Origin of the sequence: Halegenticoccus tardaugens, from assembly GCF_004116405.1 — an archaeon.
GTDB classification, from domain to species: domain Archaea; phylum Halobacteriota; class Halobacteria; order Halobacteriales; family Haloferacaceae; genus Halegenticoccus; species Halegenticoccus tardaugens.
Window position 1 is genome coordinate 133,915 of sequence record NZ_SDIC01000001.1, and the last position, 25,718, is coordinate 159,632.

Sequence of the window (25,718 nt, forward strand, 5' to 3'; positions counted from 1 at the left end):
ATCGCCGCCGGGGCGGGCGATTGAGAGGAGTTATTGCCGGAGCGCGGAAACGGCGCGACAACGATGATGCGAGACAGCGCGGTCGTCAACGGGTCGACCTCCCTCGTGACGGACCCCGACGGACGAGGGAGCCGGGAGCACGACGGCTTTTACCGCGGGGACACGCGACACCTCGACCGCTACCGACTGGACGTGGTCGGCGAACCGCTGGAGTCGCTTTCGGTCGTCCACCCGCGCCCCGGCGAGCGCGTCCTGCACTGCTGTAGCCCTCTCGTCGGCGTCGACGGCGCGCGACGGCTCGGGGTGACCCGGCGACAGTTAGTCGCCGACGGGCTGTACGAACGGGTTCGCGTGACGAACTTCGAGGCCGAGCCGACGACGGAGACGCTGGAACTCGAACTGGGGACGCGGTTCGACGACCTGTTCGAGGTGCGCGGCTACCACCGATCCGGGCGCGCGCGGGACGTCGCCGTCGAATCGGGCGACGGACGCGTCGCCTTCGGGTACGATCCGGACGACGTCGAGCGACGCTGGGAGACGGCGGTGACGGTCGCCGGCGGCGAGACCGCGTCTCCCTCGCGGGGCGAGGGGCGGGCCGACGCGACGGTTCGGGTCCCGCTCCGGCTCGATCCGGGCGAGTCGGCGGACGTGTCGATCGCGGTCGATCCGGGCGGGCCGGCCGGCGGTCCGAGCGAGCCGTCGGACGACCCGGCGGCGGCGTACGAGGCCGCGCGCGAGTCGGTTCGCGAGCGCGAACGCCGGTGGAACGAGTCGACGGCGGACCCGGACCTCGACGCCGATCTTCCGAGGGGGTGGTCGGACGTGCTCGAAGAGAGCCGACGGAACCTCCTCGAACTCCTCCTCGAAACGGAGCACGGGCCGGTGTTCGCGGCGGGCGTGCCGTGGTTCGCCGCGCCGTTCGGCCGCGACTCGCTCATCGCAGCGTACCAGGCGCTCCCGCTGTCCCCGGAGCCGGCGAAGGGAACCTGTCGATTCCTCGCGGCCCGCCAGGCCGACGAGATCGACGGCTTCCGCGCCGCGGAGCCGGGGAAGATCTTCCACGAACTCCGCGGCGGCGAGCTGGCGATTCGCGGGGAGGTCCCCCACTCGCCGTACTACGGGACGATCGATGCGACCGCCCTGTTCGTCGTGCTGGTACACGAGACGTGGGCGCGGACGGGTGACGACGCGTTCGTCGAGGAGCTGTGGGGGCACGTCGAGCGGGCGCTATCGTGGCTCGACGAGTACGGCGACCGCGACGGGGACGGCTTCCTCGAATACCCTACCGACGAGGGCGACGACGGTGGTCTCACCCACCGGGCGTGGAAGGACAGCGACGACGGCGTCGTCCACCCCGACGGGACGCACCCGGAGGGGCCGCTCGCCGTCGCTGAGGCGCAGGGGTACTGCTACGACGCGAAGCGCCGGGCGGCGCAGCTCACCCGGGACGTCGTCGGCGACTGCGATCTCGCGGACCGTCTCGAATCGGAGGCGGCGGACCTCTCGCGGGCGTTCGACGACGCATTTTGGCTCCCCGAGGAGGGGTTCTACGCGATCGCGCTCGACGGGAACGGTGATCCCGTCGCGACCGTCTCGACGAACCCCGGCCACTGCCTGTGGAGCGGCATCGTCCCCGAGGAGCGGGCCGACGGCGTCGTCGATCGGCTCGTCGCCGACGACATGTTCTCCGGATGGGGGATCCGGACGGTGTCGAGCGCCCACCGGGCGTACAATCCGCAGAGTTACCACCGCGGCAGCGTCTGGCCGCACGACACCTCCATCGTCGTCCTCGGGATGGCCCGCTACGGCCGGTCGGACACGGCCGAACGCGTCGCGGGCGGCGTACTGGACGCCGCCGTCGCCCGCGGCAACGATCGCCTACCGGAACTGTTCGCCGGATTCGACCGGGACGAGACCGGCGTGCCGGTCCCCTACGGCGACGCCTGCGAGCCGCAGGCGTGGGCCGCCGCCGCGCCGCTGGCCTGCCTGTGGGCGGTCGATTCGATCCGGGTCGAACCCGGCGTCGACGCGCGCGACGCGCTCGATTGGCGGTGAAACCGCCGGTTAAGCCTAGCGTCGGCGCGTCCGCGGCGGTTAAACCCGAACCTACACCGGTGGGCGAGTCGGAGAGCGGGTCGGTCGTCCCGATACCCGGTGCGGACCGCTTTCTCCGACGAGCGGCGGTCTGACCGAAATTCTCAGCTTAGAGAGATAGTTTAGCCGGTTCGAAAATAATCTGAAACTGAAACAACAGTCGACGGGGTATTTTACGGGCCGGCGCGTCCAGTAGTCCGATGGCGGCTCCCAAACGGCAACTTGCGGAGGATGGCGGAAGAGAAAGTCTCGCAAGAGTTCTCGCAGATCGGCGACGACAGCACGTCGTCGAGGCGCTGGACTCGCTGGACGACGACGTCTCGCTCGGAACGCTCGTCGACGACATCCGGGCGCGGGAGACGAGGGAGGCTGACGGTCGAGCGGTCGACAGGCAGACGGTCGCGCTCTCGCTGCACCACGTCCACCTCCCCAAGTTGGCCGACGCCGGCGTGCTCGCGTACGATCTCAAGCGCAAGCGGGTGACGCGCGACCGACAGCGAGTGAGCGACCTCCTCCGCATGGCGGAGGACGCGTATCGTGTGCTCTCTTCCGAAGTCTGAGGCGGAGTAACACGAAAACCGATAGGCGAAGACGACGTCTCTCGCGCGTGACGCGGACGTTCCGCGGTCGTACTATTGACCCATAGACTTGTCTTTTTTGGCGCACGATCGGTCTGGCCGGACGTGGGACCGACCTCGGTTCGAGGTACGGGGTCCGGTGATCCGTCCGTTCGACGGACATGCGACGACGATCGCATCAAGTCAAATCTACTCCTCGGGATTTGACCTGTTGTCCTATTATCTAATAGCACATCACACCGAATGATATAACAACCAATCCCCCTAACGGATGTAATCGACGATGATACGTTCCGGCAGGGCACGAAAAGGGCTGACACTGGTCGCGGTCTGCGTCGTCATCCTGTCCGCCGGCTGCGGCGGACTCGGTGGAACCAGTAGCGACGGACCGGGAGACGAACAGACGGGCACGGAGGCTCCGGACGGAACGGACGTCTCCGAGACAGCGGACGATACGGAGACGACTGAGGACACGAAGACGACCTCAGCGGACGATACGGAGACGACTGAGGACACGAAGACGACCTCAGCGGACGATACGGAGACGACTGAGGACACGAAGACGACCTCAGCGGACGATACGGAGACGACTGAGGACACGAAGACGACCTCAGCGGACGATACGGAGACGACTGAGGACACGAAGACGACCTCAGCGGACGATACGGAGACGACTGAGGACACGAAGACGACCTCAGCGGACGATACGGAGACGACTGAGGACACGAAGACGACCTCAGCGGACGATACGGAGACGACTGAGGACACGAAGACGGCCGAGAATACCGAGACGACGACCGACGACGGGTCCGACTCCGGCGACGCGAACGACACGAGCGACGACGAGGACTCCACCATCAGTGGGGACATCCAGTTCGTCGTCGACGGCGAGGAAGTCGACTTCAGCCAGGAGAAGTACCAGAAACAGGACAGCAGCTTCTACTTCGAGGACGGTAGCGCTGACTGGAACGCCCACTCGGGGGCGATCACGCTGGAGTACGCGATGGGGACGCTGCCCGGCATCACCGTCCAGGACGGGATCGTGACCTACGGCGGCGAGTACTACTCCGACAACGACGACGACACCACGGTGGCGATCATGGTCAACGGCGACCGGGTGGATCCGAAGGAGTATACCCTCAAAGACGGCGACGACATCCGCATCGTGGTCCACACGAGCGGCTGAGCCCGACCGAAGCGACCTGGTCGATCACCGAACGACCCTCGAACGCGATTTTTCGGAACGGATCGCCGGCCGAGCGGACGTTCGCGAAAACATGACCGTCCGCGCGGCTACTGGGTGAGCACCGCCCAAATCGTCCGAATGACCGCCTCACGGATCCGGTCCGGCCGGTTCGGGGAGCGGCCGTGCGCGGACGTCGGCGGTCCGCCTGTTCAGTTCGGTCAGCGTTTTCTGAATGCGGCTGTAGTCCGGGAGCAGGGTCGTGGCGGTCGAGGCTGTCTGGTTCATGTCGGTGAAGCGTTCGTGGAGGGGGACCGTCAAGGGGATCGGTTTCGGTGCGACGGCGACGGGCGTACTTCCATTCTCGTTCATTTCGGATGACCGGGAGCGATAAATACGTAACTACGAGTTCTATATACTTCGCCGTACCCGACCATATTGACCGGCACGGCGAGTCACCCATCGTCGCGTTCGACCGATCGATCGGGTCGCTTCGCTCCGCGGCCGCCGTCGCAGTCCGGTCGCGTCGAACCCGGCGTGGATTCCGACGAATTTATACTATATCTGTTATATATGATTTGTCATATTTTCCTCCCGGAATGCGGCCCGTGCGACGGCGCGTCGCTCGCGCGGGCGTGGACGACCGCGGTCGACAGCCTCGTCCTGTTCGTCGGCTTCCTCGCGGACGGGGTCGCGGCCGCGGTCAACGCCGAGCGGCTGTATCACACCTCCCTCAAGAGCGGCTACATCGAGGGCCTCGCGGCCGACGACGGCAACGAGGCGATCAGCCTCTTGCTCCTCGAATTGATGCCGCTCCTCGGCGGGCTAGCGGCCCTCCCGGTCGCTGCGGCCGCGGCGCTGTGGCGACGCTCGCTCGCGTCGCGGGGCGACCTCCGCGGGATCGCGCGACTCGGTCGGGAGGCGGCGACCGCCGCGACGCCCGCGCGGATGGTCGACCTGTTCACGCTAACGTTCGCGACGCTGCTCGCGCTCCTGTTCCTCCTCCGGCTCCCGCTGCACGCGATGGTGACCGTCCGGTACCTGCTCCCCCCCGTACCGATGCTCGTCTACCCCCTCCTTCGGGTCGGCCCGGTTCGCGGGTCCCTGCGAGAGTGACGAACGACGGCGTGGGCGTACGCGGCCGCGACGCTGATCGGCGGGCAGGTGCTCCTTCTCGCGTTCCTCGTCTGGGATGCCGCCCTCGGCGAGGCGTTACAGGCGCACGCGCTCGTCAACCTTGCCGCGGGCGGCGCGTTCGTCGGCTGGAATCTGACGGCGGCGACGGATCGGCCGCATCGGCGGCTCGGAGCCGCGGTCTTCGGGCTCGTCGCCGTCGCGACGACGGCGTTTCTGCTCCTCTCCGGCGTCCGTCTACTTCGCCTCATCTGGGGAGTTCGCGCTCCCGCTGGTGCGCGGTCAGCGAGGCGCTCTCGGCCGGGTGATGCCGCGATCGGAGGCGATCCGCTCACCACGTCTGTCCCTCGTACTCGATCCCCTCGCGACGCTAGACGATCCGGCGGCCGTCGACGACGACCGGCGTCTGCATCGCATCGAACTCGTCCCAGTCCGTGAGGACGACCGCACCGTCCACCCCCCGGAGCGCCGCCGCGGCCGAGTCGGCGTATTCGATTCCGGGGAACAGCTCCCGCGCGTTTTCGGCCGTGACGGGATCATAGGCGACGACGTCGACCCCGCGGTCGAGCAGCGACTCGACGACCGGGACGGCCCGCGAGTGGTGCACGTCGTCGGTGCCGGGCTTGAACGCCAGCCTGAGGACGGCGATTCGTGGCGGTTTCTCGTCGCCGTCCGCGTCGAGCCCGCCGACGCGCTCGTTGAGGAGGTCGAGGAGCCGTCTCGGCTGTCTCTGGTTCACGGCTACCGACGCGTCGAGGAGTTCGGGCTCGTAGCCGGCGTCGCGGAGGGCGGCGACGAGGGCCGCCACGTCCTTCGGGAAGCACGAGCCGCCCCACCCGACGCCGCTCCGGAAGAAGCGCGCGCCGATCCGCCCATCGAGACCGATCGCCCCCGCGACCTCGTAGGCATCGACGCCGTACTCCTTGCAGAGTTTCCCGAGTTCGTTGACGAGGCTGAGCTTGGCCGCGAGGAAGGCGTTGTTCGCGTACTTGATCATCTCGGCCTCGCGGTGGCCGGTCCGGACGACCGGCACGTCGCCGGCCGACTCGAACAGCGGCTCGTACAGCGCGGCGAGCGCGTCGTGGCCCAGATCCGTCGCCGACTCGAACACGACCTTGGCCGGGTAGAAGAAGTCGGCGACGGAGCTCCCTTCCCGCAGGAACTCGGGGTTTACGACGAGGTCGAACGCCTCGCCCGCCGCGCCGACGCGCGCTTCGAGGAGCGGTTCGAGGACGCGCTCGGTCGTTCCGGGGACGACTGTGCTCTTGAAGACGACGAGGTGGCGATCTCCGGACGCGCCGAGCGACTCGCCGACCGAGGCGACGCCGGCTTCGAGGGTCCGCGTGTCGATCCGACCGTCCTCGTCGGACGGCGTCGGGAGACAGAGCACCGTCGCGTCGGTCCCCCGGATCGCCCCGTAATCCGTTGTCGCCCGGAGGCGGTTCCCGGCGCATTTGTCGAGAAGTTCTGCCAACCCGGGTTCGTGGATCGGGGCTTCGCCGTGGTCGATGCGCTCCGTGACCGACTCGTCGACGTCGACGGCGACGACTGGTGGCCGCGGTCCGCGAGACACGCCGCGGTCGCGGTTCCGACGTAGCCGCTGCCGACGATGCTGACGTCCATCGCCGAACACGTATCAAGTATCAGATATGATTTTGGAAGATTGGTTTCAATGTATAAATCTATATTAAAATAAATATTAATGCAAGAATATATCTTTTTTACCATAACTAAACTCGTATATGAACGCGGTTGTGTTGGCGGCGGGGAGGAGAACACGGCTCCGACCTCTGATGGAGGACAAACCGAAATGGCTCGTCGAGGTGGCCGGCGAGCCGATACTCACCCGCTGCTTCGAGCGGTTGGTAGAGCTCGGCGCGACGGAGTTCATCGTCGTCGTCGGCTACCGGAAAGAGGCGATCATCAGTCGCTACGGCGACGAGTTTGCGGGCGTCCCGATCACGTACAGCCACCAGCGCGAACAGAGGGGCCTCGCGCACGCGCTCTTGACCGTCGAAGAGCACATCGACGACGACTTCATGCTCATGCTCATGCTCGGGGACAACGTCTTCCGGGCGAACTTCTCGGACGTCGTCAACCCAGAGTCGGAGACGCGGACCGAAGCCGCGTTCCTCGTCGAGGAGGTGCCGCAGGAGGAGGCGAGCCGGTACGGCGTCTGCGACACGAACGACTACGGCGAGATCGTTCGCGTCGTCGAAAAGCCGGACGACCCGCCCGCGCGACTCGTCATGACCGGCTTCTATACGTTCTCTCCCACGATCTTCCACGCCTGCCACCTCGTCCAGCCGTCGGAGCGAGGCGAGTACGAGATCACGGACGCGATCAACCTGCTCATCCGGAGCGGCCGGACGATCGACGCTATCCGACTCGACGGGTGGCGGATCGACGTCGGCTACCTCGAGGACCGAGACGAGGCGGAGCGCCAGCTTCGGGCGCTCGCACTAGGGGCGGAATGACGACCGCGAGAGCGGTCCCGCGACCGTCTTTCACCTCACGCTCCGGAAGAATCAGATCACGGAATATATCCAATATTTCTCGAATATCCAGAAATAATATTTAACATATACTTTCGCCGACGGTGGACGTCGTCCGAGGCGCACGGCGTCCGAACATGTCTGGTGACCGTCGCTACCTCGCAACGAGCGCTGCCGGGGGTGCCGGCCTCTTTGGGGGGCGGTGCTTCTCGCCAACGTGGCACCGGTGCAGTCCGTCCTGACGCGTATTCCCGCGCTCGGCTACTTCGGATACCCGTATGGCTGCCGAAGGCGACGCTCCTCGTCGCCGCCGGCCTCTGTCTCGTCGTTCTGCTCCCGTGGTTCGTCGCGATCCGGCCGACGCTCCCTCAGACGCCGGAGCGCGCGGTCATCGTCGGCGACGACCCATGGGAGCGGATCGTCTCGACGGCCACGACGACGGTCGTGGGGTACGTCACGTCGCCCGGGACATCGGTCGTCGACGCGGGGTGCGCCGGTCCCGACGGCGGCGACGAGCGCGCCGTCACGGACGGCGAGGCGGCGTTGGAGGCGACGAATGCGGACTCCGCCATCTCGGCGACGTCTCGCAGCTGGAGGAGATCCTCGTCGCGAACGACGTCGACACCGCCATCTGCGTCATCTCCCGGCCTGACCGCGAATCCTTCTTCGGTGCGCTGACGACGTGTCACGCCGTCGGCGTTCGGACGCAGATCCGCTGCGAGCGGGCGGACAGCGTGCTCGTCCCCGGCGAAACGGACGGCGGCATCGTCGATATCGAGCCGTGGGACCTCCAAGAGCGGATCGCAAAACGGACGTTTGACGTGGCGTTCGCGGCCACGGGGCTCACGTGTCTGGCTCCGGTCTGTGCGATCGTCGCGCTCGCAATCAAACTCGATGGCCGGGTTCCTGTGCTCTACAGTCAGGAGCGGACGATGGTCTTCGGCGACACGTTCGCCGTCTGGAAGTTCAGGAGCATGACGGCGGACGCAGAGGCGGGGACGGGCGTGGTCATCAGCCGGGAGGACGCTGACGGCATCGATCCGCACGTCACGCGGATTGGGTGAGTCCTCCGCCGGACGCACCTCGACGAGATCCCGCAGCTGTGGTCGATCCTCGTCGGCGACATGAGCGTCGTCGGCCCGCGCCCGGAGCGTCCGGAGATCGAGGGCGACAGTCGGACGACCGTCGCCGCGTGGCAGCGGTGGTGGTTCGTGAAGCCGGGGATGACGTGGCTCGCGCAGATCAACCGCACGACCGGTCACGAGCCGGCGCGGAAGCTCGAGTACGACGTGGCGTACATCCGGCGTCAGTCGTTCGCCTATGACTTGAAGCTCGTCGCGAGACAGCTCTGGCTCGTCCTCCGCGACGCGGCGGAGCTGCTCTCTCGCGGTCGACGACGGGAGTCGGACGGCCGGGCGGGGGTGATCCGGACCCGCAGGGCGGAGGGGACGAGTGACGACCGACGCCCGGGGCCGGGAGGCGGATTCGTCCCCCGGCCCCGCCGACGCGATGGTGCTCGTGACCGGCGGCGCGGGTTTCGTCGGCAGCCACCTCGCCGACGCGCGCTCGTTCCCCGGAACGAGGTTCGCGTCCTTGACGACCTCTCGTCCGGACGGCGCGAGCGCGTGCCCGCCGGGGAGACGCTCGTCGAGGGCGACATCCGGGACGCGCGGACGCTCGACCGGGCGATCGACGGGGCGGACGTGATCTTCCACCAGGCAGGCGTCGTGAGCGTGGACCGCTCCGTCGAGGCCCCCTGCGGAGCAACGAGGTAAACCTCGACTCGACGCTCCGCTTGCTCGAACGTACCCGCCGCGAGGACGCGCGCGTCGTCCTCGCGTCGAGTAGCGCGATCTACGGCCAGCCCGAGCGCGTTCCGATCGCGGAGGACGACCCGCCCGCGCCGACTCGCCGTACGGCCTCCAGAAGCTCGCAGCGGACCGCTACGCGCGGCTGTACGCGACCTGTACGGCCTCGAAACGGTCGCCCTCCGGTGCTTCAACGTGTACGGCCCCCGGCAGACGGGGAACGACTACAGCGGCGTGATCAGCGTCTTCCTCCGGCAGGCCCGCGCGGGCGAGCCGATCACGGTGGAGGGCGACGGGACGCAGACGCGCAACTTCGTCCACGTCCGCGACGTCGTCCGGGCGAACCTGCTCGCGGCGGCGACCGACCGCGTCGGGGAGGCGTTCAACGTCGGCACCGGAGAGAGCATGACAATCCGGACGCTCGCATCGCTCGTCCGCGAGGCGACCGGGAGCGACACGCCGATCGTCCACGAGGACCCCCTCCGAGCGACATCGAGCGAAGTCGGGCCGACCTCTCGAACGCCCGCGACCGGCTCGGGTACGAACCGACGTGCTCGCTCCCGGAGGGGCTGGAAACGCTCGTTTGGAGCGCGCGATCGAAGACGACGGTCCGAGGAGGGGGGAGGGACCGGATCCGATGAGCCGGGGAGAACCGACGTGACCGACGCGTGCGAGGCCGCGACGGCGCTCCTCGACGAGCGCCCAGAGTTCGAGGGCGCCTTTCGGGATCTGCTCGACGTGTACGAAAACCGGGACGGCTCGTGGGAGTTAGACGACGTCGCCGCCGACTCCGGGGTGTTCGGCGAGATCGTCGCGGCTGGGATCGTCGAGAAGCGCGACGGCGGCTACCGCGTGGTCGATCCCGCGGGCGTCAAAGTCGCGATCGAAGGCGATGGCGACGGGGAACGGGCGGCGGGGCGAGCCACTCTCGCCGGACCCTCGATGCAGTCGATTCCGGCGGTCGATAGCCGCGTCGCCGCGGCGCTGTCGAGGGCGCTCCTGTTCCTCGTCGCGCTGCGGCTGTTCTCGCTCCCGGACGTGTACCGGGGCGGCGAGGTCATGCTCTCCGGCAACGACCCGTACCTATACCGGTACCTCGTCGACCGGCTCGTCGCGGAGACGCCCGGCCCGTTCGATCCGGGCGCGCTGTCGTCGCTGCCGCACCGGTTGGCGGCCGGGGAGCCGCTCCTCGTCGTGACCCTCTTCGTCGGTGACGAACTCCTCGGCGGCGACACGAGCGCCGTCGACGCTGGCGTGGTACCCGGTCGTCGCGGTCGTCTTCCCGGACCTCGTCTCCGAGTTCGAGGTCGGGGTGGAGTACCTGCTCGACGCCGGCCACAGCGCCGAGGTGCATTCGCTTGTGGGCCGCAGTTAGCACGATCATCGGGCCGCTGCTCCTCTTCGGGTCGGTCCTCGCGTTGGCGCTGCCGTCCCTCGCGTGGGCGACCCGGCGCGCGCTCCGGGCGCACCGACCGGCGTGGCTCGCGGCGTCGGTGTACGGCTGGTACTTCCTCGCACTCGCGCTGGTTCAACTTCGCTTCGCGGGCGAGCTGTCGGTGTTCGTCGCGCCCTTCGCCAGCCTCGTGTTCGTCCACCTCGCGGCCGCCGTCGATCTAGCGTGACCGCCGCGGCCGTTCGAGCGGCGTGCGTCGACGCGCCCAGCCGATGCCGACGAACCCGCCGTCGTCCGTCCCGACCGCCGCGAGGCGCAGTCGCTCCTCGGACTCGGCGCGCTCGTCGGGAGCTTCAGCTTCGTGCAGATTCCGGTGAAGACCGGCCAGCTCACGGTTCCGAAACCAGCGTTCGAGGCGGCGGTTCAGATGCGCGCGCACGCCGACAAGCGCGGCTACGAGTACCCGGAGAACTACGTCCTCAGCGAGTGGGGGCGAAACTGGATGTACAACGGCCTCGTCAACGGCGAGTCCGAGTCCTACGGCTTAGCCTATTCCAACTACGATTCGTTCATGCGCGCGACCGACGGCGAGGAGTGGTACGAGACCCTCCGCAACAGGGCGCGGGGTTCGTCGTGTCCGGAGGACGCGCTGGGGACGCGGCTCCACGAGCGGTACGGCGGCGACGATGCTGTCTCGGGGCTTGGTTAGTACTGCTGCATCTACGCGTCGGACGACGGATCGGTGAAGGCGTTCGCGATCGTCGAGGGCGCGACGCTCTCGGGGGAGGCGGGGCCGGGCGAGTCGGTGACCGCGCGAACGGACGTGACGGTGGGCGGGGCGTCGTTCATCTACGAGCGAACGGCAACGGCCGACGAATACGCGGCGAACGGCGAGCGGGCGACCGCCGAGGAGCCCGACGAAGACGACGCGGCGGACGACGAGTGACGGCGACGGGCAGGAAGGTGGTGCGCGACGCCGAGGCGACGGTGACGGCCAACGGGTAAACACTATGAGTCTCCCCCGTGCAGGTGGGCCATGCCCCGCCTGACCGCCGTGCAACTCTCCGCCGAACGTACGCCCGCCCGAACGACCGCCGGAGCCACGACGGCGTGATTTCCGCACCCACCCTCACGCGAACCGGCCTCAGAGTCGCGTTTCTCGCGGTCCTCCTTGTCTCGGGAGCGACCCTCGTCTACGGCGCGTCGACCGGGTTGTCGACGGCGACCGCCGAGGACGTCCCGCGCGCCGAGCCACGCGGCGGACACACGGTCGTCACGGAGTCGGCGAAGTACGGCACTATCATCGCCTACGAACCCGACGGGACTCTCCAGTACTACAACAATTCGCACACGAAGTACTTCGACGTGGATCCCGTCCCCGGCGATCGGATGACCGTCGAGTACACCGCGACGGACACCCTCCACGGAAAGAGCGCGAGGTGTACGGACCCGCCCTGCGCGCGAAACGTCATAGAGCGCGCGAACCTCTCGACCGGCGAGACCGATGTGGTGTACGCGCGCTACGACCACCGCGAGACTGCGGGCGAGTGGCACGACGCCGACCGCGTCGACGACGAGCGTGTCCTCGTCGCCGACATTGTCGAAGATCAGGTACTCATGGTGAACACCGAGACCGAGGTCATCGAGTGGGCGTGGGACGCACAGAGCGACTTCCCCGTCGAGGGCGGCGGGCCGTACCCCGGCGACTGGGCGCACGTGAACGACGTGGAACTCCTCGACGACGGCCGGGTGATGGTGAGCTTGCGCAACCAGGATCAGGTGGTCTTCCTCGACCGCGAGACGGGGATGCAGGAGGGGTGGACCCTCGGATCGGAGGACGACTACGACACAATGTACGAACAGCACAATCCGGATTACATCCCCGAGGAACGCGGCGGACCGGCCGTCGTCGTCGCCGACTCGGAGAACGCCCGCGTGCAGGAGTTCCAGCGCGTCGACGGCGAGTGGGTGCGGACGTGGGAGTGGTCCGACGCGCGGATGCAGTGGCCGCGCGACGCCGACCGCCTGCCCAACGGCAACACACTGATCGCCGACACTAACGGCAAGCGTGTGCTCGAAGTGAACCCCGCGGGCGAGGTCGTCTGGGAGGTTCCGGTGTCCCACCCATACGACGTGGAGCGCCTCGAAACCGGCGACGAGAGCGCGAGCGGCGAGAGCGCGCGAAAACTCGGCCTCGAATCCCAAACCGCCGCCGACGGCGGAGAGAGGAGAGACGGCGGCGGTCCCGGCGTCTTCGCTCTGTTTGTGCGCCTCGCCAAGTTGATCGTCCCGCCGCGCGTCGCCAACGCGATCGTCTACGTCGCGCCGACGTGGATGGGTCGCCCGGAGTTCGCGGCAGTCGGCGTCGCGGTCCTGACGGGGATCGCCTGGGCCGCGCTCGAACTCCGGTGGCGCGGGTTCGACCGCGGAATCGGCCTCCAGTCGCCGTTCTACCGGAAGGACGAGTGAGCGACGACCCTCGAACACGGGCGTTGATCCCGACGGATTTTCATCAGTGAACGGACGCGTTCCCCACGATGCAGATACTCGTCACGGGATGCGCGGGGTTCATCGGCGGCCATCTCCCGTAGGAGTTCGTTCGGGACGGCCACGACGTCACGGCGCTTGACAGCTTCGAGCCGTTCTACGACGGGGATCAAAGTGCACGCCGTCGAGGCGTGTCGTGCGCTCGCGACGTCGGGCGACGGGGGGTACGAATTCGTCGAGGGGGACGTGCGCGACGCGGCCCTGGTGTCGGAGCTCGTCGGCGACGCCGACGCCGTCTTCCACCAGGCCGCGCAGGCGGGCGTGCGGACGAGCGTGGACGACCGCGGAAGGCGACCGCGATCAACGTCGACGGGACGGTAAACGTCCTGCAGGCGGCCGTCGAGGACGACGTCGCCAGGTCGTCCTTGCGAGCTCGTCCTCCATGTGCGGCAAGCCGCGATCGCTCCCGTACGCGGAGGCGGAGGACCACCCGACGGAGCCGGTGAGCCCCTACGGCGTCTCGAAGCTCGCGGGTGAACACTACGCGCGGGTGTACCACGAGTTGCACGGCCTGCCGACGGTGCGTCTGCGGTACTTCACCGTGTACGGCCCGCGGATGCGACCCAACGTGGCCATCTCGTCTCGAACTTTGTCTCGCGGTGCTACAACGGCGAATCGTCAGTGATCTACTGCGACGAGACGCAGACGCGCGACTTCACGTTCGTCAACGACGTGGTCGAGGGAACCGGACGCTCTTCGAATCGAGCGCCGCGGACGTCGAGGCACTGAACGTCGGGAGCACCGACACCATCGATATCCGGGAGCTGGCGGCGGTGATCCGCGACCGTCTCGCGGACGACGACGCGCTGGAGGCGGACGCCGAACACACCCACGCGGACGTGTCGAAGGCGCGGGAGCTGCTCGGCTACGATCCCTCGACCCCGATCGAGGCGGGCATAGCGCGGTTCGTCGAGTGGTACGAGCGGAACCGGTCGTGGTACGAGCAGCTGGTGCGGGCGTCGTGAGCAGGGGTCGGCGGATCGGTGTGAGTCGCGGCCGGGTCTGACGGTGCGACGCTGACGCGCCGAACGCGGAAGGGAGAACGTATCTGGCCGATCCATTTTCTAAAGTATCTTTTTGACGCCCGTTCCCGGCGTACGCTCCCGACACGAGCCTAAGACGAGGACGGGACGCCGCGGTGCGACGAAATAGCGCTGAACCGAGAGATCGACGCGTTATTCGCGATCTGGCCGACGTCGTGGATCCGTACGACCGTCGGCCGTCCGAGGGGTACCGCTTCTCGACAACCGTATACACGAATCCGTCGCCGAACGAGTCGGTTACGACATCGGGCCGCGGTGCGACGCGCCGGTCACTCGCCCCGCGACTCGTCGACATCGGCGTCTCTGGCGGTATCTCCCCCTGCGTCGGCGTCGCGGTCGGCATCGACGTGCCGGTTTCTGCCGCTCTCCGCGGGCGGCTCCGGGGGTTCTGGCGTCGCGGCGACGAGCGCGCCGACGCGGGTGTCGCGGAACGCCGCCCGCCAGGCGCACAGCCGAGCGCCCGCGCCCTCGCGTCCCGACCCCGGCGCGTGGAGCGCCCCGTCGCGTTCTCACTCCACGGTGACGCTCTTCGCCAGGTTCCGCGGCTTGTCGATCGCCCGCCCGAGCCGCGCGGCCATGTGGTACGCGACGAGCTGGAGCTGGACGTTCGCCAGCACGGGCGCGGTCCGCTCGTGGACCGCCGGGATCTCCAGCACCGAGTCCGCGTACATCGCCGCGTCAGAGACCCCGTCGGTCACGACGACCACGGGCGCGTCGCGCGCTTCGACCTCCTTCACGTTGCCGATCGTCTTCCGCGCGTTCTCGCCGTCGCCGGTCACGACTGCGAACACCGGCGTCTCCGCCGTCACGAGCGCGAGCGGGCCGTGCTTCAACTCGCCCGCGGCGAAGCCCTCGGCGTGCTCGTAGGTGATCTCCTTGAACTTCAGCGCACCCTCCAGCGCGACGGGGTAGTGGACGCCCCGGCCGACGAAGAAGAACGACTTCGCGCCGAAGTACTCGTCGACGACGTCGGCCGCCCGCGAGTCGTCGAGCACCTCCTGCACCTGCGCCGGGAGGTCCCGGAGCGCGGAGACGAGTTCGCGGACGTCGCCGCGCGAGGCGTCGGGGAGTAGCTCCTCGATCAGGAGGTTGAGCCCGACGAGCTGCGAGGAGAACGTCTTCGTCGCGGCGACGCCGATCTCGGGACCGGCGCGGAGGTGCATGACGTGGTCGCACTCTCGGGCGGCGGTCGACCCGACGACGTTCGTGAGCGCGAGCGTCTCCGCGCCCCTGCCGCGGGCCTTCCGGAGCGCGCTGAGCGTGTCCGCCGTCTCCCCGCTCTGGGTGATCCCGACGACGAGCGTGTCGGGCGAGAGCGGCGGCTGGGAGGTGGCGTACTCGCTCGCGAGGTACGCCGCGGTCGCGACGCCCGCGTCGCCCAGCAGGTACGCGCCGTAGAGCGCGGCGTGGTAGGAGGTGCCGCAGGCGACGAACTGCACCTCCGCGGGCGCTTCGAGGCCGTCGAGCCCCTCCACCGCGACGCACCCGTCGAGTTCGTCGACGCGGCCGCGCAGACACCCCCGGAGCGCCTTCGGTTGCTCGTGGATCTCCTTGAGCATGAAGTGGTCGTAGCCGCTCTTGCCGGTCTGCTCCGCGCTCCACTCGACCGTCTGGACCTCCTTTTCGACCGGTTCGCCCGACGCGTCCTCGACCCGCCACGCGTCGGCGGTGAGGACGGCGAACTCGCCGTCTTCGAGGTAGACGACGTCGCGGGTGTGCTCCAGAAAGGCGGGGACGTCGCTCGCGAGGTAGTTCGCGCCGTCGCCGATCCCGAGGACGAGCGGCGAGTCGTGTCTGGCCGCGAAGATCGCCCCCGCGCCCTCGACGATCGCCGCGAGCGCGTAGCTGCCGTCGAGCCGGGAGACCGCCTCCCGAAACGCCGCCTCCGGGTCCGCACCGCGGGCGAGCGCCTCGGCGATCAGGTGCGGGACGACCTCCGAATCCGTGTCGCTCGAAAACGCGACGCCCTTCGCTTCGAGCTCCGTCCGGAGCGACTCGTGGTTCTCGATGATGCCGTTGTGGACGACCGCGACCCGACCCGCCCCGTCGGTGTGCGGGTGGGCGTTCCGGTCCGAGGGCGGCCCGTGGGTGCTCCAGCGCGTGTGACCGATCCCGACGGAGCCGTCGATCGTCTCGCCGACGAGCGCGCGGCGGAGCGCGGACAGCTCGCCCTCCTTCTTCGCGACGTCGATTCCGCCGCGGGCGGCCGCGTTTCGCTCGCGTGACGCGCCGCCGTCGACCGCGATCCCTGCCGAGTCGTAGCCGCGGTACTCCAGGTTGGCCAGCCCGTCGAGCAGGACCTCGCGCGTTCCGCCCGCCGAACCGGCGACGCCGATGATGCCGCACATCAGCGCCGCACCTCCGCGTTCTCGGCGACGGTCCCGCTCGCGTGCGCGCCCGTTCGAACGCGGGCGTTCGGACCGACGAGCGAGCCGGGCTCGACCGTCGCGCCGCCGTCGATCCGCGCCCGGTCCGCGACGACGGCCCCGAGCTGACACCCCTCGTGGACCCGCGTTCCGATGCGGACGTCCGCGACGCCGCCCGGGATCGTCGTTCCCGGACCGATCTGGGCGCTCTGGCCGGTCACGCAGTCGACGAGGGTCGCGTTCGGGCCGACCCGCGCGTCGGCGTCGACGACGGAGTCGCGAACTACCGCCCCGGCCTCGACGGTGGCGTTCCGCCCGAGCGCGGTGTTGGGGCCGGCGACGGCGGTCGGACCGACGACCGCGTCGGGGCCGACGATGACCGGCGGCCGGAGCGTCGCGTCCGGGTGGACGGTCGCCGTCTCGTCGACGTACACGCCGGGGAGGGCGTCGGCGTCCGTCGATGCGGCGGCACCGCCATCCGACGCGGCGTCGCCGTCAGACCCCTCGACGAGCCCGCGGTTCAGGAGTTCGCGGGCGAGCGACAGCAGGTCCCACGGGTAGGTCGCGTCCTCCCAGATGCCGTCGGTGAGCACGCCCCGAACCGGGCTGTCGTCGGCGACGAGTTCGGCGATGGCGTCCGCGAGCGACAGTTCGCCGTGGTGCCGCGGCGTCGCCTCGATCTCGGCGGCGAAGGAGGGAGCGAAGACGTAGACGCCGGCGTTCAGGAGGTGGTAGGTGTCGCTCTGCGGCTTCTCGACGAACTCGACGATCCTGTCGTCGCTCATCTGGACGGCCCCGTAGTTCGGCGCTTGCTCGCTCTCGATGACCGCGAGCGTCGCCACGTCCTCGACGGTGTGCGCCTCGCGGACGGCGGTCACCATCTCCCGCCGGACGATCTGGTCGCCGTTGACGACGAGGAAGTCGGCGTCGAGCGCCGGGAGCGCCTGGAGCAGCGCGTGGCCGCTTCCTAACTGCTTGCGCTGAACGTGGTACGTGATCCGCCTGTCGCGGTACGACGCGCCGAAGTGGTTCTGCACCCGGTCGCGCTTGTAGCCGACGACGAGGTGCAGATCCTCGATGCCCGCGTCGACGAGGGCGTCGAGGACGTACTCCAGGATCGGCCGATTCGCCGCCGGGAGCATCGGCTTCGGCCGGTGTTTCGTGAGGGGGCGGAGGCGCGTCCCCTCGCCGGCCGCCAACACGACGGCGGACTGGATATTCATGTACGTTTGATGCTGTACGGAGCGTAATAACCTTGTTGTCGAACGTGTCGGCGGATCGATAAACGGCGGACGACAGGGAACAGATGACAGTACGGAGGAGGTGACCGTCCGCGCCTCCGCTTCGCCGCCGCCGGTCGGGCGACGCCGCCGGCCGACTGCGGCGGTCGGGCCCCGCCGTTACGCGTTCGGGACGACGTTCTGGTTCAGGTGGAACGCGTTCTCGGGATCGTACGTCGACTTCACCTCGACGAGCCGATCGTAGTTGTCGCCGTAGGCGGCGCGGACGAGCGCCTCGCCCTCCTCTCCGAACCCCGGGAAGTTCACGTACGCGCCGCGCGAGGTGTGACGACGCAGCGCCGCGAGGCCGTCGCGCGCCCACCGGACGTTGGCCTCCCTGTCTTCGGGGCGCTCCCAGTTCGCCTCGAACGTGACGAGGTACGGGGCGCCGCGGTTCCCGAACGCGGATTCGTCGGGACCGATCCGGTCGATCGCGCCGCCGAGCTGCCAGACGTCGACCGTCGAGAGCGTCGACGGGGCGGTCGCCGCGGCGTCCCGAAGCTGCGCGACGATCTCGTCGCTCAGATCGTCCACGTACTGCGACTTCCAGTAGTACTCCATGCCCTCGGGGTAGTCCTCGTCGAGCATCGACTGGAGATCCGTGTACGCCATCGGCCCGCTTAGGTCGGCGAGCGGCGTCGCGAACTCCCGGAGCGGGCGGAGCGCGTCCGTCCCCTCGCCGACCGGGCCGGCGTAACACCCGAGAAACGCGAGGGCGAACTCGCCGCGCGCGGCCTCCGGGAACGTCGGATCGTCGGGGACGAACGCGAAGAAGGCGAGCACGCTGACCTCCTCGGGGGCCGACGCCGCGTACTCGCGGAAGAACCGGAGCCCCTCCGTCGCCTCATCGCCCGGGTGGAAGACGAAGCACCCCGCGACCTCCGGGCCGACGGGGTGGAGTCGGTACTCGAAGGAGGTGACGACCCCGAAGTTGCCGCCGCCGCCCCGGAGCGCCCAGAAGAGGTCCTCGTACTCGTCCTCGCTCGCCGTCAGGAACATCCCGTCGGGCGTGACGAGGTCGACGGAGACGAGATTGTCGCAGCTCAGTCCGTACTTTCGTCGCAGGTGCCCGAGACCGCCGCCGAGCGTCAGCCCCGCGATGCCGGTGTCCGAGACGACGCCGCCCGGCGTCGCCAGCCCGAACAGCTGCGTCTCTCGGTCGACGTCCGCCCAGGTCGCGCCGCCGCCCGCGCGGACGGTCCGCGTCGAGAGGTCCACGCGCACGTCGTTCATCTCCGAGAGGTCGATCGCGAGGCCGTCGTCGCACACCGCGTTGCCCGCGACGTTGTGTCCGCCGCCCCGGACGGCGATCTCCACCCCCTCGTCGCGACCGAAGTCGACGGCTTCGATCACGTCGGCGACGCCCCGGCATCGAGCGACGAGCGCGGGCCGCCTGTCGATCATCCCGTTCCAGACCGCGCGCGCCTCCTCGTACCCCGGATCCTCCGGCCGGAGGAGTTCGCCCTTGAACCGGGATCGGAGGCGCGCGACGGCCGTCTCGTTCAGTTCCCCACCTCTTTCTCCCGCTCGTCTCGTGGCCATCGAGGTCCACCACTGGACGATCGTCGTGCGATGGCATAACACATGTTCGCGGCGGGCGCGACAGTCGTTTCGGTCGGCAGCGGCCGGCGCGGAACCGAAGCCGCCGAGACGAGAGCGCGCGCGACGCCACCGTTTTCGAACGGGAGTGCATACAATTATTTCTACGCGACTGGTGCGGGGGTGGTGTGGTCTCGATCGAACCGTGATCTACTACCGGCGGCGTTGATGGCCTCTACGCATCGAAACCCGATTCCAATGCGACTAAACACGAGATGTTACCATATTTTCCGACAAAAACCTCGATCATCCAGAAATATGTGGGATATTCGACTTAGAAACCTTCGATGGGCGATGTACAATTTCAACACCAACTATAATATCAGATTTTGTGGCGTAATGATGGAGACGAGAGGTACTAGTAGTACATTATCAATTGGATCACGGTCGCTCCACGGACCGACCTTTGGCGTTACAATCGTAACTTTGTAATCCACGTTCGCGGATCGTGAACCTCCTCACGGGGACAGAAGCTTGTTCTGGATCGCGCTCGCGGTGCTTCCGAGGAGGCCGGAGATGTCGGCGTCCGTCGTTCGGTCCATCATCCGCTCGGCCGGCCCCGAGACGGAGACGGCCCCGACCGCGCGGTTTTCGGCGTCCGTGATGGGGGCGGCGACGCAGCGCCACCCTTCCACGTGTTCCTCGCGATCGTAGGCGATCCGCCTGTCCCGGATCGACTGAAGCTCCGTGCGGAGTTCGGCTCGGCTCGTGATCGTGTTGTCGGTGAGCGGCGGGAGCCCCCGCGTTTCGAGGATTCGCTCTCGCTCCTCGTCCGGGAGGTACGCGAGGAGCGCCTTTCCGCCCGCCGTGGCGTGGAGGTACACTCGTTCTCCCTCGTGGTACGGGGGTCCGCCGTCCCGTTCCCCGGTCACCATCCGCACGTACACCCCGTACCCGTGCTCCGGAATCACGAGGCTCGCCACCTCGCCGGTCGCTTCGGCCAGAGCGTCGAGGTGTCTCCGCGCGTGCCCGTGGACCGGGAGGGTGTTTCGAACGCCGACGCCGAGGCCGAGAAACCGGAGGCCGAGCCGGTACGCGCCGTCCTCATTGACGACGTAGTTGAGTCGGTGCAGCGTCGTGAGGTGCTTGTGGACCGTGCCCTTCGCCAATCCGACCGTCCGCGCGAGCTCGGACACGCCCATCCGCTCGCCCTCCGAGAGCGCCTCGACGATCTCGAAGCTCGTCATCGTGGTCTTCGCCACCCGCGTCGGGCCGTCGTTTCCGGCTCGTCCGTTCGTCATGCGTGCGGCGTCGACGACGCGCGGTCACTAAAGCGTTGTTCACGGTTCGTGAACGTAAATCCGCCGGGCCGCCTTCGGACGGGAGCGGCCGCGCGTCGGTCGCCGATCCCGAAACCGGGGACCGCGGGCGATCGCACGCTGTCAGCTCACGAGCGTGATCAACCGCGAGTCGATCGGCGAAATCGGCCACCGTTCGCGCAACGTGAACGTCCCGCTCGTCGTCGCTCGGCCGGTCGTCGGCGTACGCTTTCACGCTTCCCGTTACCGAGCCGGCGACCATGGGCCTGCAGAGTTCGTTTCGGTCGATGCGTGACCGTTGACATCCACCCCGATTTGAAGATCGACGCTTTCCGGTTGCAACGAGAGCGAAGCTCTCGCCATACCCCCGACGGTGCGGGTTTTTCGCCTCGAATTTCCCGTAACCAATAATTATATATGTGCTGGAGTGGGTCACTAATGAACGAATGCCAACAATTAGCAGACGTGGCGTACTGAAGTGTGTCGGAGCCACCGCGACGACCGCGACGCTCACCGGGTGTATCGGCGGATTCGGTTCGGGGGGTGGCGAAGATTCGCTCTCCTTTTGGTCCGAGTTCTGGGACGCCGAAGAACGCGCCGACTTCCGCGAGTGGTACGGTGAGAAGATCGAGACGGAGACCGATCGCTCGTGGGAGTTCACGGATTACTCCTACGCCGATCTCCGTCAGAACGTCCTCACGAAGGGACGGACGGGGACGCCGGACGTCATCGAGGGCGTGGCCGAGCACCCGGGCGATTACGTCGAGGCCGACCTGCTCGAACCGATCACGGATCGGATGGACGACGTCGACTACGCCGACGGCTTTCTGGAGAACGCTCTCGACGCGTTCCGCTTCGACGGCGAACAGTGGGCGCTCCCGTACGTCGGCAACGGGCGGGCGCTGGTGTACAGACAGGACGTCCTCGACGAGTACGGGTTCGAACCGCCGGAGACGGCAGAGGACCTCCTCGACATCGGCTCGGAGATCCACGCGAACGAGGACATGAACGGCTTTCATCTCACGACCGAGAAGGGAGAGGTTCGCGCGACCCAGGAGTTCCTCTCGCACGTCTACCAGCACGTCGACGAGCTGTGGGTCTTCGAAGACGACGCGTGGCGGTACGAGGGCAGCCCGGACGTGTTCGGGACCGTCTTGAACACGTTCTACTACCGGCCGTTCCACGGCGACAGGCAGACGACGAGCGCCTCGGCCCGCGGCGCGCGGTGGGAGGCCAACGATCAGGGGTACGCCCGGGGCGACCACGCGATGATCGAGTGCGGACCGTGGATCGCCGACATGGCGGAGTCGGACGAAGAGGAGGAGGTCGTCCGCGAGAAGACCGGAATCGCGATGCTCCCGTACGCCGACGGGGGCGAGGCGGGGACGTACCTCGAAGTAAAACCGGTCATGCTCAACGCGAACTCGAACGATCTCGACGCGGCGTGGGAGGCACTCACCCTGTTTACGAACCCCGACTCGATCCAACGGTGGGCGGAGGAATCCCAGAGTGACTTGTACACGCCGGTTCACGACGACATCGAGTCGACGCTCGACATCGACTCGTACGAGTCGTTCCAGGACGCCTTCGAGGCGGGGACGCCCCCGGCCCCGATCGAGTGGGGCCCCGTTCGCGACGAGATTTACACCGCCATTCAGGAAGTCATCTACGGGGACACCGATCCGCACGACGCCGGCGAGCAATTGCACGGTGCGCTCGGCGAGGTCGAGTCGGAGCTAAACGAATGAAGCACGGAGGTGAGCGGAAATGAGTCAGTCGTTCGGACGGTTCGGTCGATATGGTAGGCGGTTTCGGAGCTTCGGAACCGAGACGTGGCTCGGGTATGGGCTCATCCTCCCGGCGGTCGTGCTGACGGCCGTCGTCATCGGCTATCCGCTCCTCGACGGTATTCTCACGAGTTTCTTCGAGCGGGAGCTGACCCACCCCGACGAGCGGACGTTCGTCGCGCTCGAAAACTACGCCCAGCTGTTCGCCGACGAACTGTTCTGGATCGCGCTAACGAACTCGGCGGTCCTCACCGGCGTCGCCGTCGCCTTGGAGTACCTTCTCGGACTCGGGCTCGCCCTGTTACTCAAACAGAAGGTTCCCGGGATCGAACTCTTCCGAAGCGTCACGATGGTTACATGGGTGCTCCCGATCATCGTCATCGTCGTGGTGTTCAACTGGATGGTCCAGCCGGATTACGGAATGATCAACATCGTCCTCGCGGATTTTGGGCTGCCGACGACCTACTGGTTCGGCAACCGGACGTTCGCGATGCCGCTCATTATCCTGATGAACGTCTGGAAGAACACGCCGTTCTTCGCGGTTGCGCTCTTCGCGGCGATGCAGTCGATTCCCGAGGAGCTCTACGAGGCCGCGCGGATGGACGGCGCGACCGCCGTTCAGCAGTTCCGGTACATCACGCTCCCCAACATCTCCTACGTCTCTATGATCATGATCATCCTCCACGTACTCTTTACGTTCAACAACTTCGACTTCGTCTACCTCTCGACCGGCGGCGGACCGGTCAATGCGACCGAGGTGCTTCCGACCTACGTTTACCGACAGGCGTTCAGCACCGGGGCACTCGGCTACGCTGCGAGCGTCGGCGTCGTCATGCTGGTGATCATGCTCGTGTTCACGGCCGTTTACGTCCGCCTGGAGGATCTCGACTGATGTCCGTCCGCACGCACTTTACAACCCGCCTCGATGACGACGTCACCGCTCGCCGGGCGCTTGTCGTGTACGCCCTCCTGTTTCTCTACTACGGGTTCTTCTTCGTGCCGATCCTGTGGCTCGTCTCCTCGTCATTGAAAGCCGACGCGATCCTCTTTTCGAGCGATCTCGTTTTGCTTCCGCCACCGGAGCACTTCACGCTGGCCAACTACCAGCGCGTCCTCTCCGACAGGCTCTTTCAGGGCTACTTCCTCAACTCAACCGCAGTCGCCGTCCAGACGACGGTCCTCACCCTCCTCTGCGGCGTCCCGGCGGCGTACGCCGTGAGTAGGTTCGATTTCCCCGGCCGCGACTACGTCGTCGTCGGGTTCCTCTCCAGCCAGATGCTGCCGCTGGTGCTCGTTCTCATCCCGTTCTTCACCGTGATGTTTCGTCTCCGGCTCATCGACACGCTGCTCGGGCTCGTGCTCGCACACACCGTCGTCTCGCTGCCGTTCGTCATCTGGCTCCTGAAGGGCTTCTTCGACGGCATCCCGCAGTCGCTTGACGACGCGGCCATGATGGATGGCTGTTCGCGGATACAGATCATGTATCGAATCATCATACCATTGTCACTTCCGGGGATCGCCGTCGCCGGGTTCTACGCCTTTCTGGCCTCCTGGAACGACTTCCTATTCGTCTCGGTCCTCTCGCAGTCGGACGCGACGCGGACGCTCCCGTTCGGCCTCCAGTTGTTCCAGTCCGCGAACCAGGTCGATTGGGGGGCCGTGACGGCCGCGGCGACGCTCACGATGATTCCGGTCGTCCTGCTTTTCGCTCTCGTCCACCGGTGGCTGGTCGAAGGACTCACGACCTCGGGAATGAAGGGGTCCTAATCGACCGGTCCGCCGGTCGATCCTCGCGGTCCCTCTTCCGTCCGCTTCGGCGCTCTCGTCGGCTTCGTACCGAGTGCGCGCCCGTCGATCCGAGCGTCGTCGAAAATGGCAGTCGGTTACAGGTTGAGCCGCGCCGCCGCGTCCTCCGCGGGCGGCTCGCGGTTCCGGAGCGCCTCCCCGGTCCGGCCGTCGAAGAGGTGGACGCGGTCCTCCGGAAAGGAGACGTCGAGGGCGCTGTTCGGATCGAGGAGCACGTCGCCCGCCAGGCTGGCGGTGTACTGCTCGTCGCCGACGCGGAAGTAGACGTAAGTGACGTCGCCCAGCGGTTCCGTCACGTCGACGGCGGTTCGTATCGCGTTCGGATCGTCCGCTTCCGCGAGACGGATGTCTTCCGGCCTGATACCGAGCGTGGCCCTCCGGCGACCGTCGGTCTCTGCGGCGTCGCGCCGTCTCGTCTCCCGGAGGTCGGCCCCGACGTCCTCGCTCACTTCGTACTCGAACGCCTCGTGGACGAGCGTCGTCGTTCCGCCCGTCTCCTCGACGACGACGTCGAAGAAGTTCATCCCGGGCGATCCGATGAACCCCGCGACGAACTCGTTCTGGGGGGCGTGATAACACTCCAGCGGGGTGCCGATCTGCTGGAGGCGGCCGTCCTTCAGCACGGCGATGCGGTCGCCCATCGTCATCGCCTCCGTCTGGTCGTGCGTGACGTACACCGTCGTCACGCCGAACTCCTGCTGGAGGCTCTGGAGTTCGGTCCGCATCTGGGTGCGGAGTTTGGCGTCGAGGTTCGACAGCGGTTCGTCCATCAGGAAGACCTCCGGATCGCGGACGATCGCGCGGCCGAGCGCCACCCGTTGCTGCTGGCCCCCGGAGAGTTCGCCCGGTTTCTTGTCGAGGATCGCCTCGATGCCCATCATCTCGGCGGTCTCTTCGACCCGCGCGTCGATCTCGTCGGTCGAGAGGTCGGTGGTCATCTTGAGGCCGAAGGCCATGTTCTCGCGGGCGGTCATGTGCGGGTACAGCGCGTAGTTCTGGAACACCATCGCCATGTTGCGATCCTTCGGCTTCCGGTCCGTCACGTCCTCCCCGTCGAGGACGATTCGGCCGTCCGTCGGCCGCTCCAGTCCGGCGAGACAGCGGAGCGTCGTCGACTTGCCACAACCGGAGGGGCCGACGAGGACGAGAAACTCGCCGTCCTCGATCGCACAGTCGAGACCCTCGACGGCGACGATCTCGTCGCCGCCGTCGCCGAACACCTTTCTGAGACCGTCTACGGAGATCTCACCCATATCCGTCGAGATCGTCCAGCGCCGTGTTAAATCTTTTCACACCCGCGGAACTCGGCCATTTTTTCCGTAAGAAATACGTTAAAGAGAGCGTAC

The 25,718-nt window shown here is 67.4% G+C and carries 18 protein-coding genes and 4 pseudogenes; 15 read left to right on the top strand and 7 right to left on the bottom strand.

Translation table 11 applies throughout. The features are described from left to right. Positions 1–63 precede the first annotated feature (63 nt). The 3 genes from C3L37_RS00745 to C3L37_RS00755 all read left to right on the top strand — a co-directional run bounded on the left by C3L37_RS00745 (position 64) and on the right by C3L37_RS00755 (position 3,858). On the top strand, positions 64–2,055 hold the full coding sequence (locus C3L37_RS00745; RefSeq protein WP_129112714.1) for an amylo-alpha-1,6-glucosidase: 1,992 nt from the start codon (positions 64–66) through the stop codon (positions 2,053–2,055). Between the two features lie 239 nt (positions 2,056–2,294). Then, positions 2,295–2,654 carry a DUF7344 domain-containing protein gene (locus C3L37_RS00750; RefSeq protein WP_129112715.1) on the top strand — a complete coding sequence of 120 codons (360 nt, stop codon included), beginning with the start codon at positions 2,295–2,297 and terminating at the stop codon, positions 2,652–2,654. A gap of 301 nt (positions 2,655–2,955) precedes the next feature. Then, positions 2,956–3,858, top strand: a complete 903-nt coding sequence (locus tag C3L37_RS00755; protein ID WP_129112716.1) for a hypothetical protein — start codon at positions 2,956–2,958, stop codon at positions 3,856–3,858. A 147-nt stretch (positions 3,859–4,005) separates the two neighbouring features. Here C3L37_RS00755 and C3L37_RS00760 read toward each other — a convergent pair whose 3' ends face one another. Then, positions 4,006–4,227, bottom strand: coding sequence for a hypothetical protein (locus tag C3L37_RS00760; protein ID WP_129112717.1), 222 nt, complete (start codon positions 4,225–4,227; stop codon positions 4,006–4,008). A gap of 201 nt (positions 4,228–4,428) precedes the next feature. Here C3L37_RS00760 and C3L37_RS00765 point away from each other — a divergent pair, with 201 nt between their 5' ends. After that, a complete protein-coding gene (locus C3L37_RS00765; protein ID WP_129112718.1) occupies positions 4,429–4,971 on the top strand; it encodes a hypothetical protein in 543 nt (180 codons plus the stop codon). A 388-nt stretch (positions 4,972–5,359) separates the two neighbouring features. Here C3L37_RS00765 and C3L37_RS00770 read toward each other — a convergent pair. Further along, positions 5,360–6,612 (bottom strand): annotated as a pseudogene (locus tag C3L37_RS00770) (nucleotide sugar dehydrogenase). A gap of 119 nt (positions 6,613–6,731) precedes the next feature. On the opposite strand from C3L37_RS00770, the gene aglF reads away from it, so the two are divergent. The 8 genes and pseudogenes from aglF to C3L37_RS25635 all read left to right on the top strand — a co-directional run bounded on the left by aglF (position 6,732) and on the right by C3L37_RS25635 (position 14,197). Continuing rightward, positions 6,732–7,466, top strand: a complete 735-nt coding sequence (gene aglF / locus C3L37_RS00775; protein ID WP_129112719.1) for a UTP--glucose-1-phosphate uridylyltransferase AglF — start codon at positions 6,732–6,734, stop codon at positions 7,464–7,466. Positions 7,467–7,891: 425 nt separating this feature from the next. Further along, positions 7,892–8,833: pseudogene (locus tag C3L37_RS00780) on the top strand (sugar transferase); the annotation flags it as partial. A 160-nt stretch (positions 8,834–8,993) separates the two neighbouring features. Continuing rightward, positions 8,994–9,933, top strand: a pseudogene (locus C3L37_RS25630) (NAD-dependent epimerase/dehydratase family protein). Positions 9,934–9,949: 16 nt separating this feature from the next. After that, positions 9,950–10,909 carry a hypothetical protein gene (locus C3L37_RS00795; protein ID WP_129112721.1) on the top strand — a complete coding sequence of 320 codons (960 nt, stop codon included), beginning with the start codon at positions 9,950–9,952 and terminating at the stop codon, positions 10,907–10,909. A gap of 137 nt (positions 10,910–11,046) precedes the next feature. After that, a complete protein-coding gene (locus C3L37_RS00800) occupies positions 11,047–11,394 on the top strand; it encodes a hypothetical protein (protein ID WP_129112722.1) in 348 nt (115 codons plus the stop codon). A gap of 33 nt (positions 11,395–11,427) precedes the next feature. Then, complete coding sequence (locus tag C3L37_RS00805) at positions 11,428–11,631, top strand: hypothetical protein (RefSeq protein WP_129112723.1); 204 nt, start codon at positions 11,428–11,430, stop codon at positions 11,629–11,631. Between the two features lie 164 nt (positions 11,632–11,795). After that, entirely contained in the window at positions 11,796–13,154 is a 1,359-nt protein-coding gene (locus tag C3L37_RS00810; RefSeq protein WP_129112724.1) for an arylsulfotransferase family protein, read from the top strand. Positions 13,155–13,222: 68 nt separating this feature from the next. After that, positions 13,223–14,197: pseudogene (locus C3L37_RS25635) on the top strand (NAD-dependent epimerase/dehydratase family protein). A 587-nt stretch (positions 14,198–14,784) separates the two neighbouring features. On the opposite strand, the gene glmS reads toward C3L37_RS25635, so the two are convergent. The 4 genes from glmS to C3L37_RS00835 all read right to left on the bottom strand — a co-directional run bounded on the left by glmS (position 14,785) and on the right by C3L37_RS00835 (position 20,761). After that, positions 14,785–16,623, bottom strand: a complete 1,839-nt coding sequence (gene glmS / locus C3L37_RS00820; RefSeq protein ID WP_129112725.1) for a glutamine--fructose-6-phosphate transaminase (isomerizing) — start codon at positions 16,621–16,623, stop codon at positions 14,785–14,787. Beyond that, positions 16,623–17,864: a sugar phosphate nucleotidyltransferase gene (locus tag C3L37_RS00825; RefSeq protein ID WP_129112726.1), complete on the bottom strand. Its 1,242-nt coding sequence runs from the start codon at positions 17,862–17,864 to the stop codon at positions 16,623–16,625. The genes glmS and C3L37_RS00825 overlap by 1 nt, the downstream gene beginning before the upstream one ends. A gap of 177 nt (positions 17,865–18,041) precedes the next feature. Beyond that, complete coding sequence (locus C3L37_RS00830; protein ID WP_129112727.1) at positions 18,042–19,463, bottom strand: FAD-binding oxidoreductase; 1,422 nt, start codon at positions 19,461–19,463, stop codon at positions 18,042–18,044. Positions 19,464–19,978: 515 nt separating this feature from the next. After that, positions 19,979–20,761, bottom strand: coding sequence for an IclR family transcriptional regulator (locus C3L37_RS00835; RefSeq protein WP_129112728.1), 783 nt, complete (start codon positions 20,759–20,761; stop codon positions 19,979–19,981). 464 nt (positions 20,762–21,225) lie between these two features. Between C3L37_RS00835 and C3L37_RS00840 the strand changes: the two genes are divergently transcribed. The 3 genes from C3L37_RS00840 to C3L37_RS00850 are packed head-to-tail and all read left to right on the top strand — an operon-like array spanning position 21,226 to position 24,333. Next, positions 21,226–22,527, top strand: a complete 1,302-nt coding sequence (locus C3L37_RS00840; protein WP_129112729.1) for a sugar ABC transporter substrate-binding protein — start codon at positions 21,226–21,228, stop codon at positions 22,525–22,527. A gap of 19 nt (positions 22,528–22,546) precedes the next feature. Further along, the gene (locus C3L37_RS00845) at positions 22,547–23,458 is read left to right on the top strand and encodes a carbohydrate ABC transporter permease (RefSeq protein ID WP_129112730.1); all 912 of its coding nucleotides are present in this window, start codon (positions 22,547–22,549) and stop codon (positions 23,456–23,458) included. Next, positions 23,458–24,333, top strand: a complete 876-nt coding sequence (locus C3L37_RS00850; RefSeq protein WP_129112731.1) for a carbohydrate ABC transporter permease — start codon at positions 23,458–23,460, stop codon at positions 24,331–24,333. The genes C3L37_RS00845 and C3L37_RS00850 overlap by 1 nt, the downstream gene beginning before the upstream one ends. A gap of 116 nt (positions 24,334–24,449) precedes the next feature. Here C3L37_RS00850 and C3L37_RS00855 read toward each other — a convergent pair whose 3' ends face one another. After that, positions 24,450–25,625 (bottom strand): ABC transporter ATP-binding protein, encoded by a 1,176-nt coding sequence (locus tag C3L37_RS00855; RefSeq protein WP_129112732.1) that lies wholly within the window; start codon positions 25,623–25,625, stop codon positions 24,450–24,452. Positions 25,626–25,718: the final 93 nt, after the last annotated feature.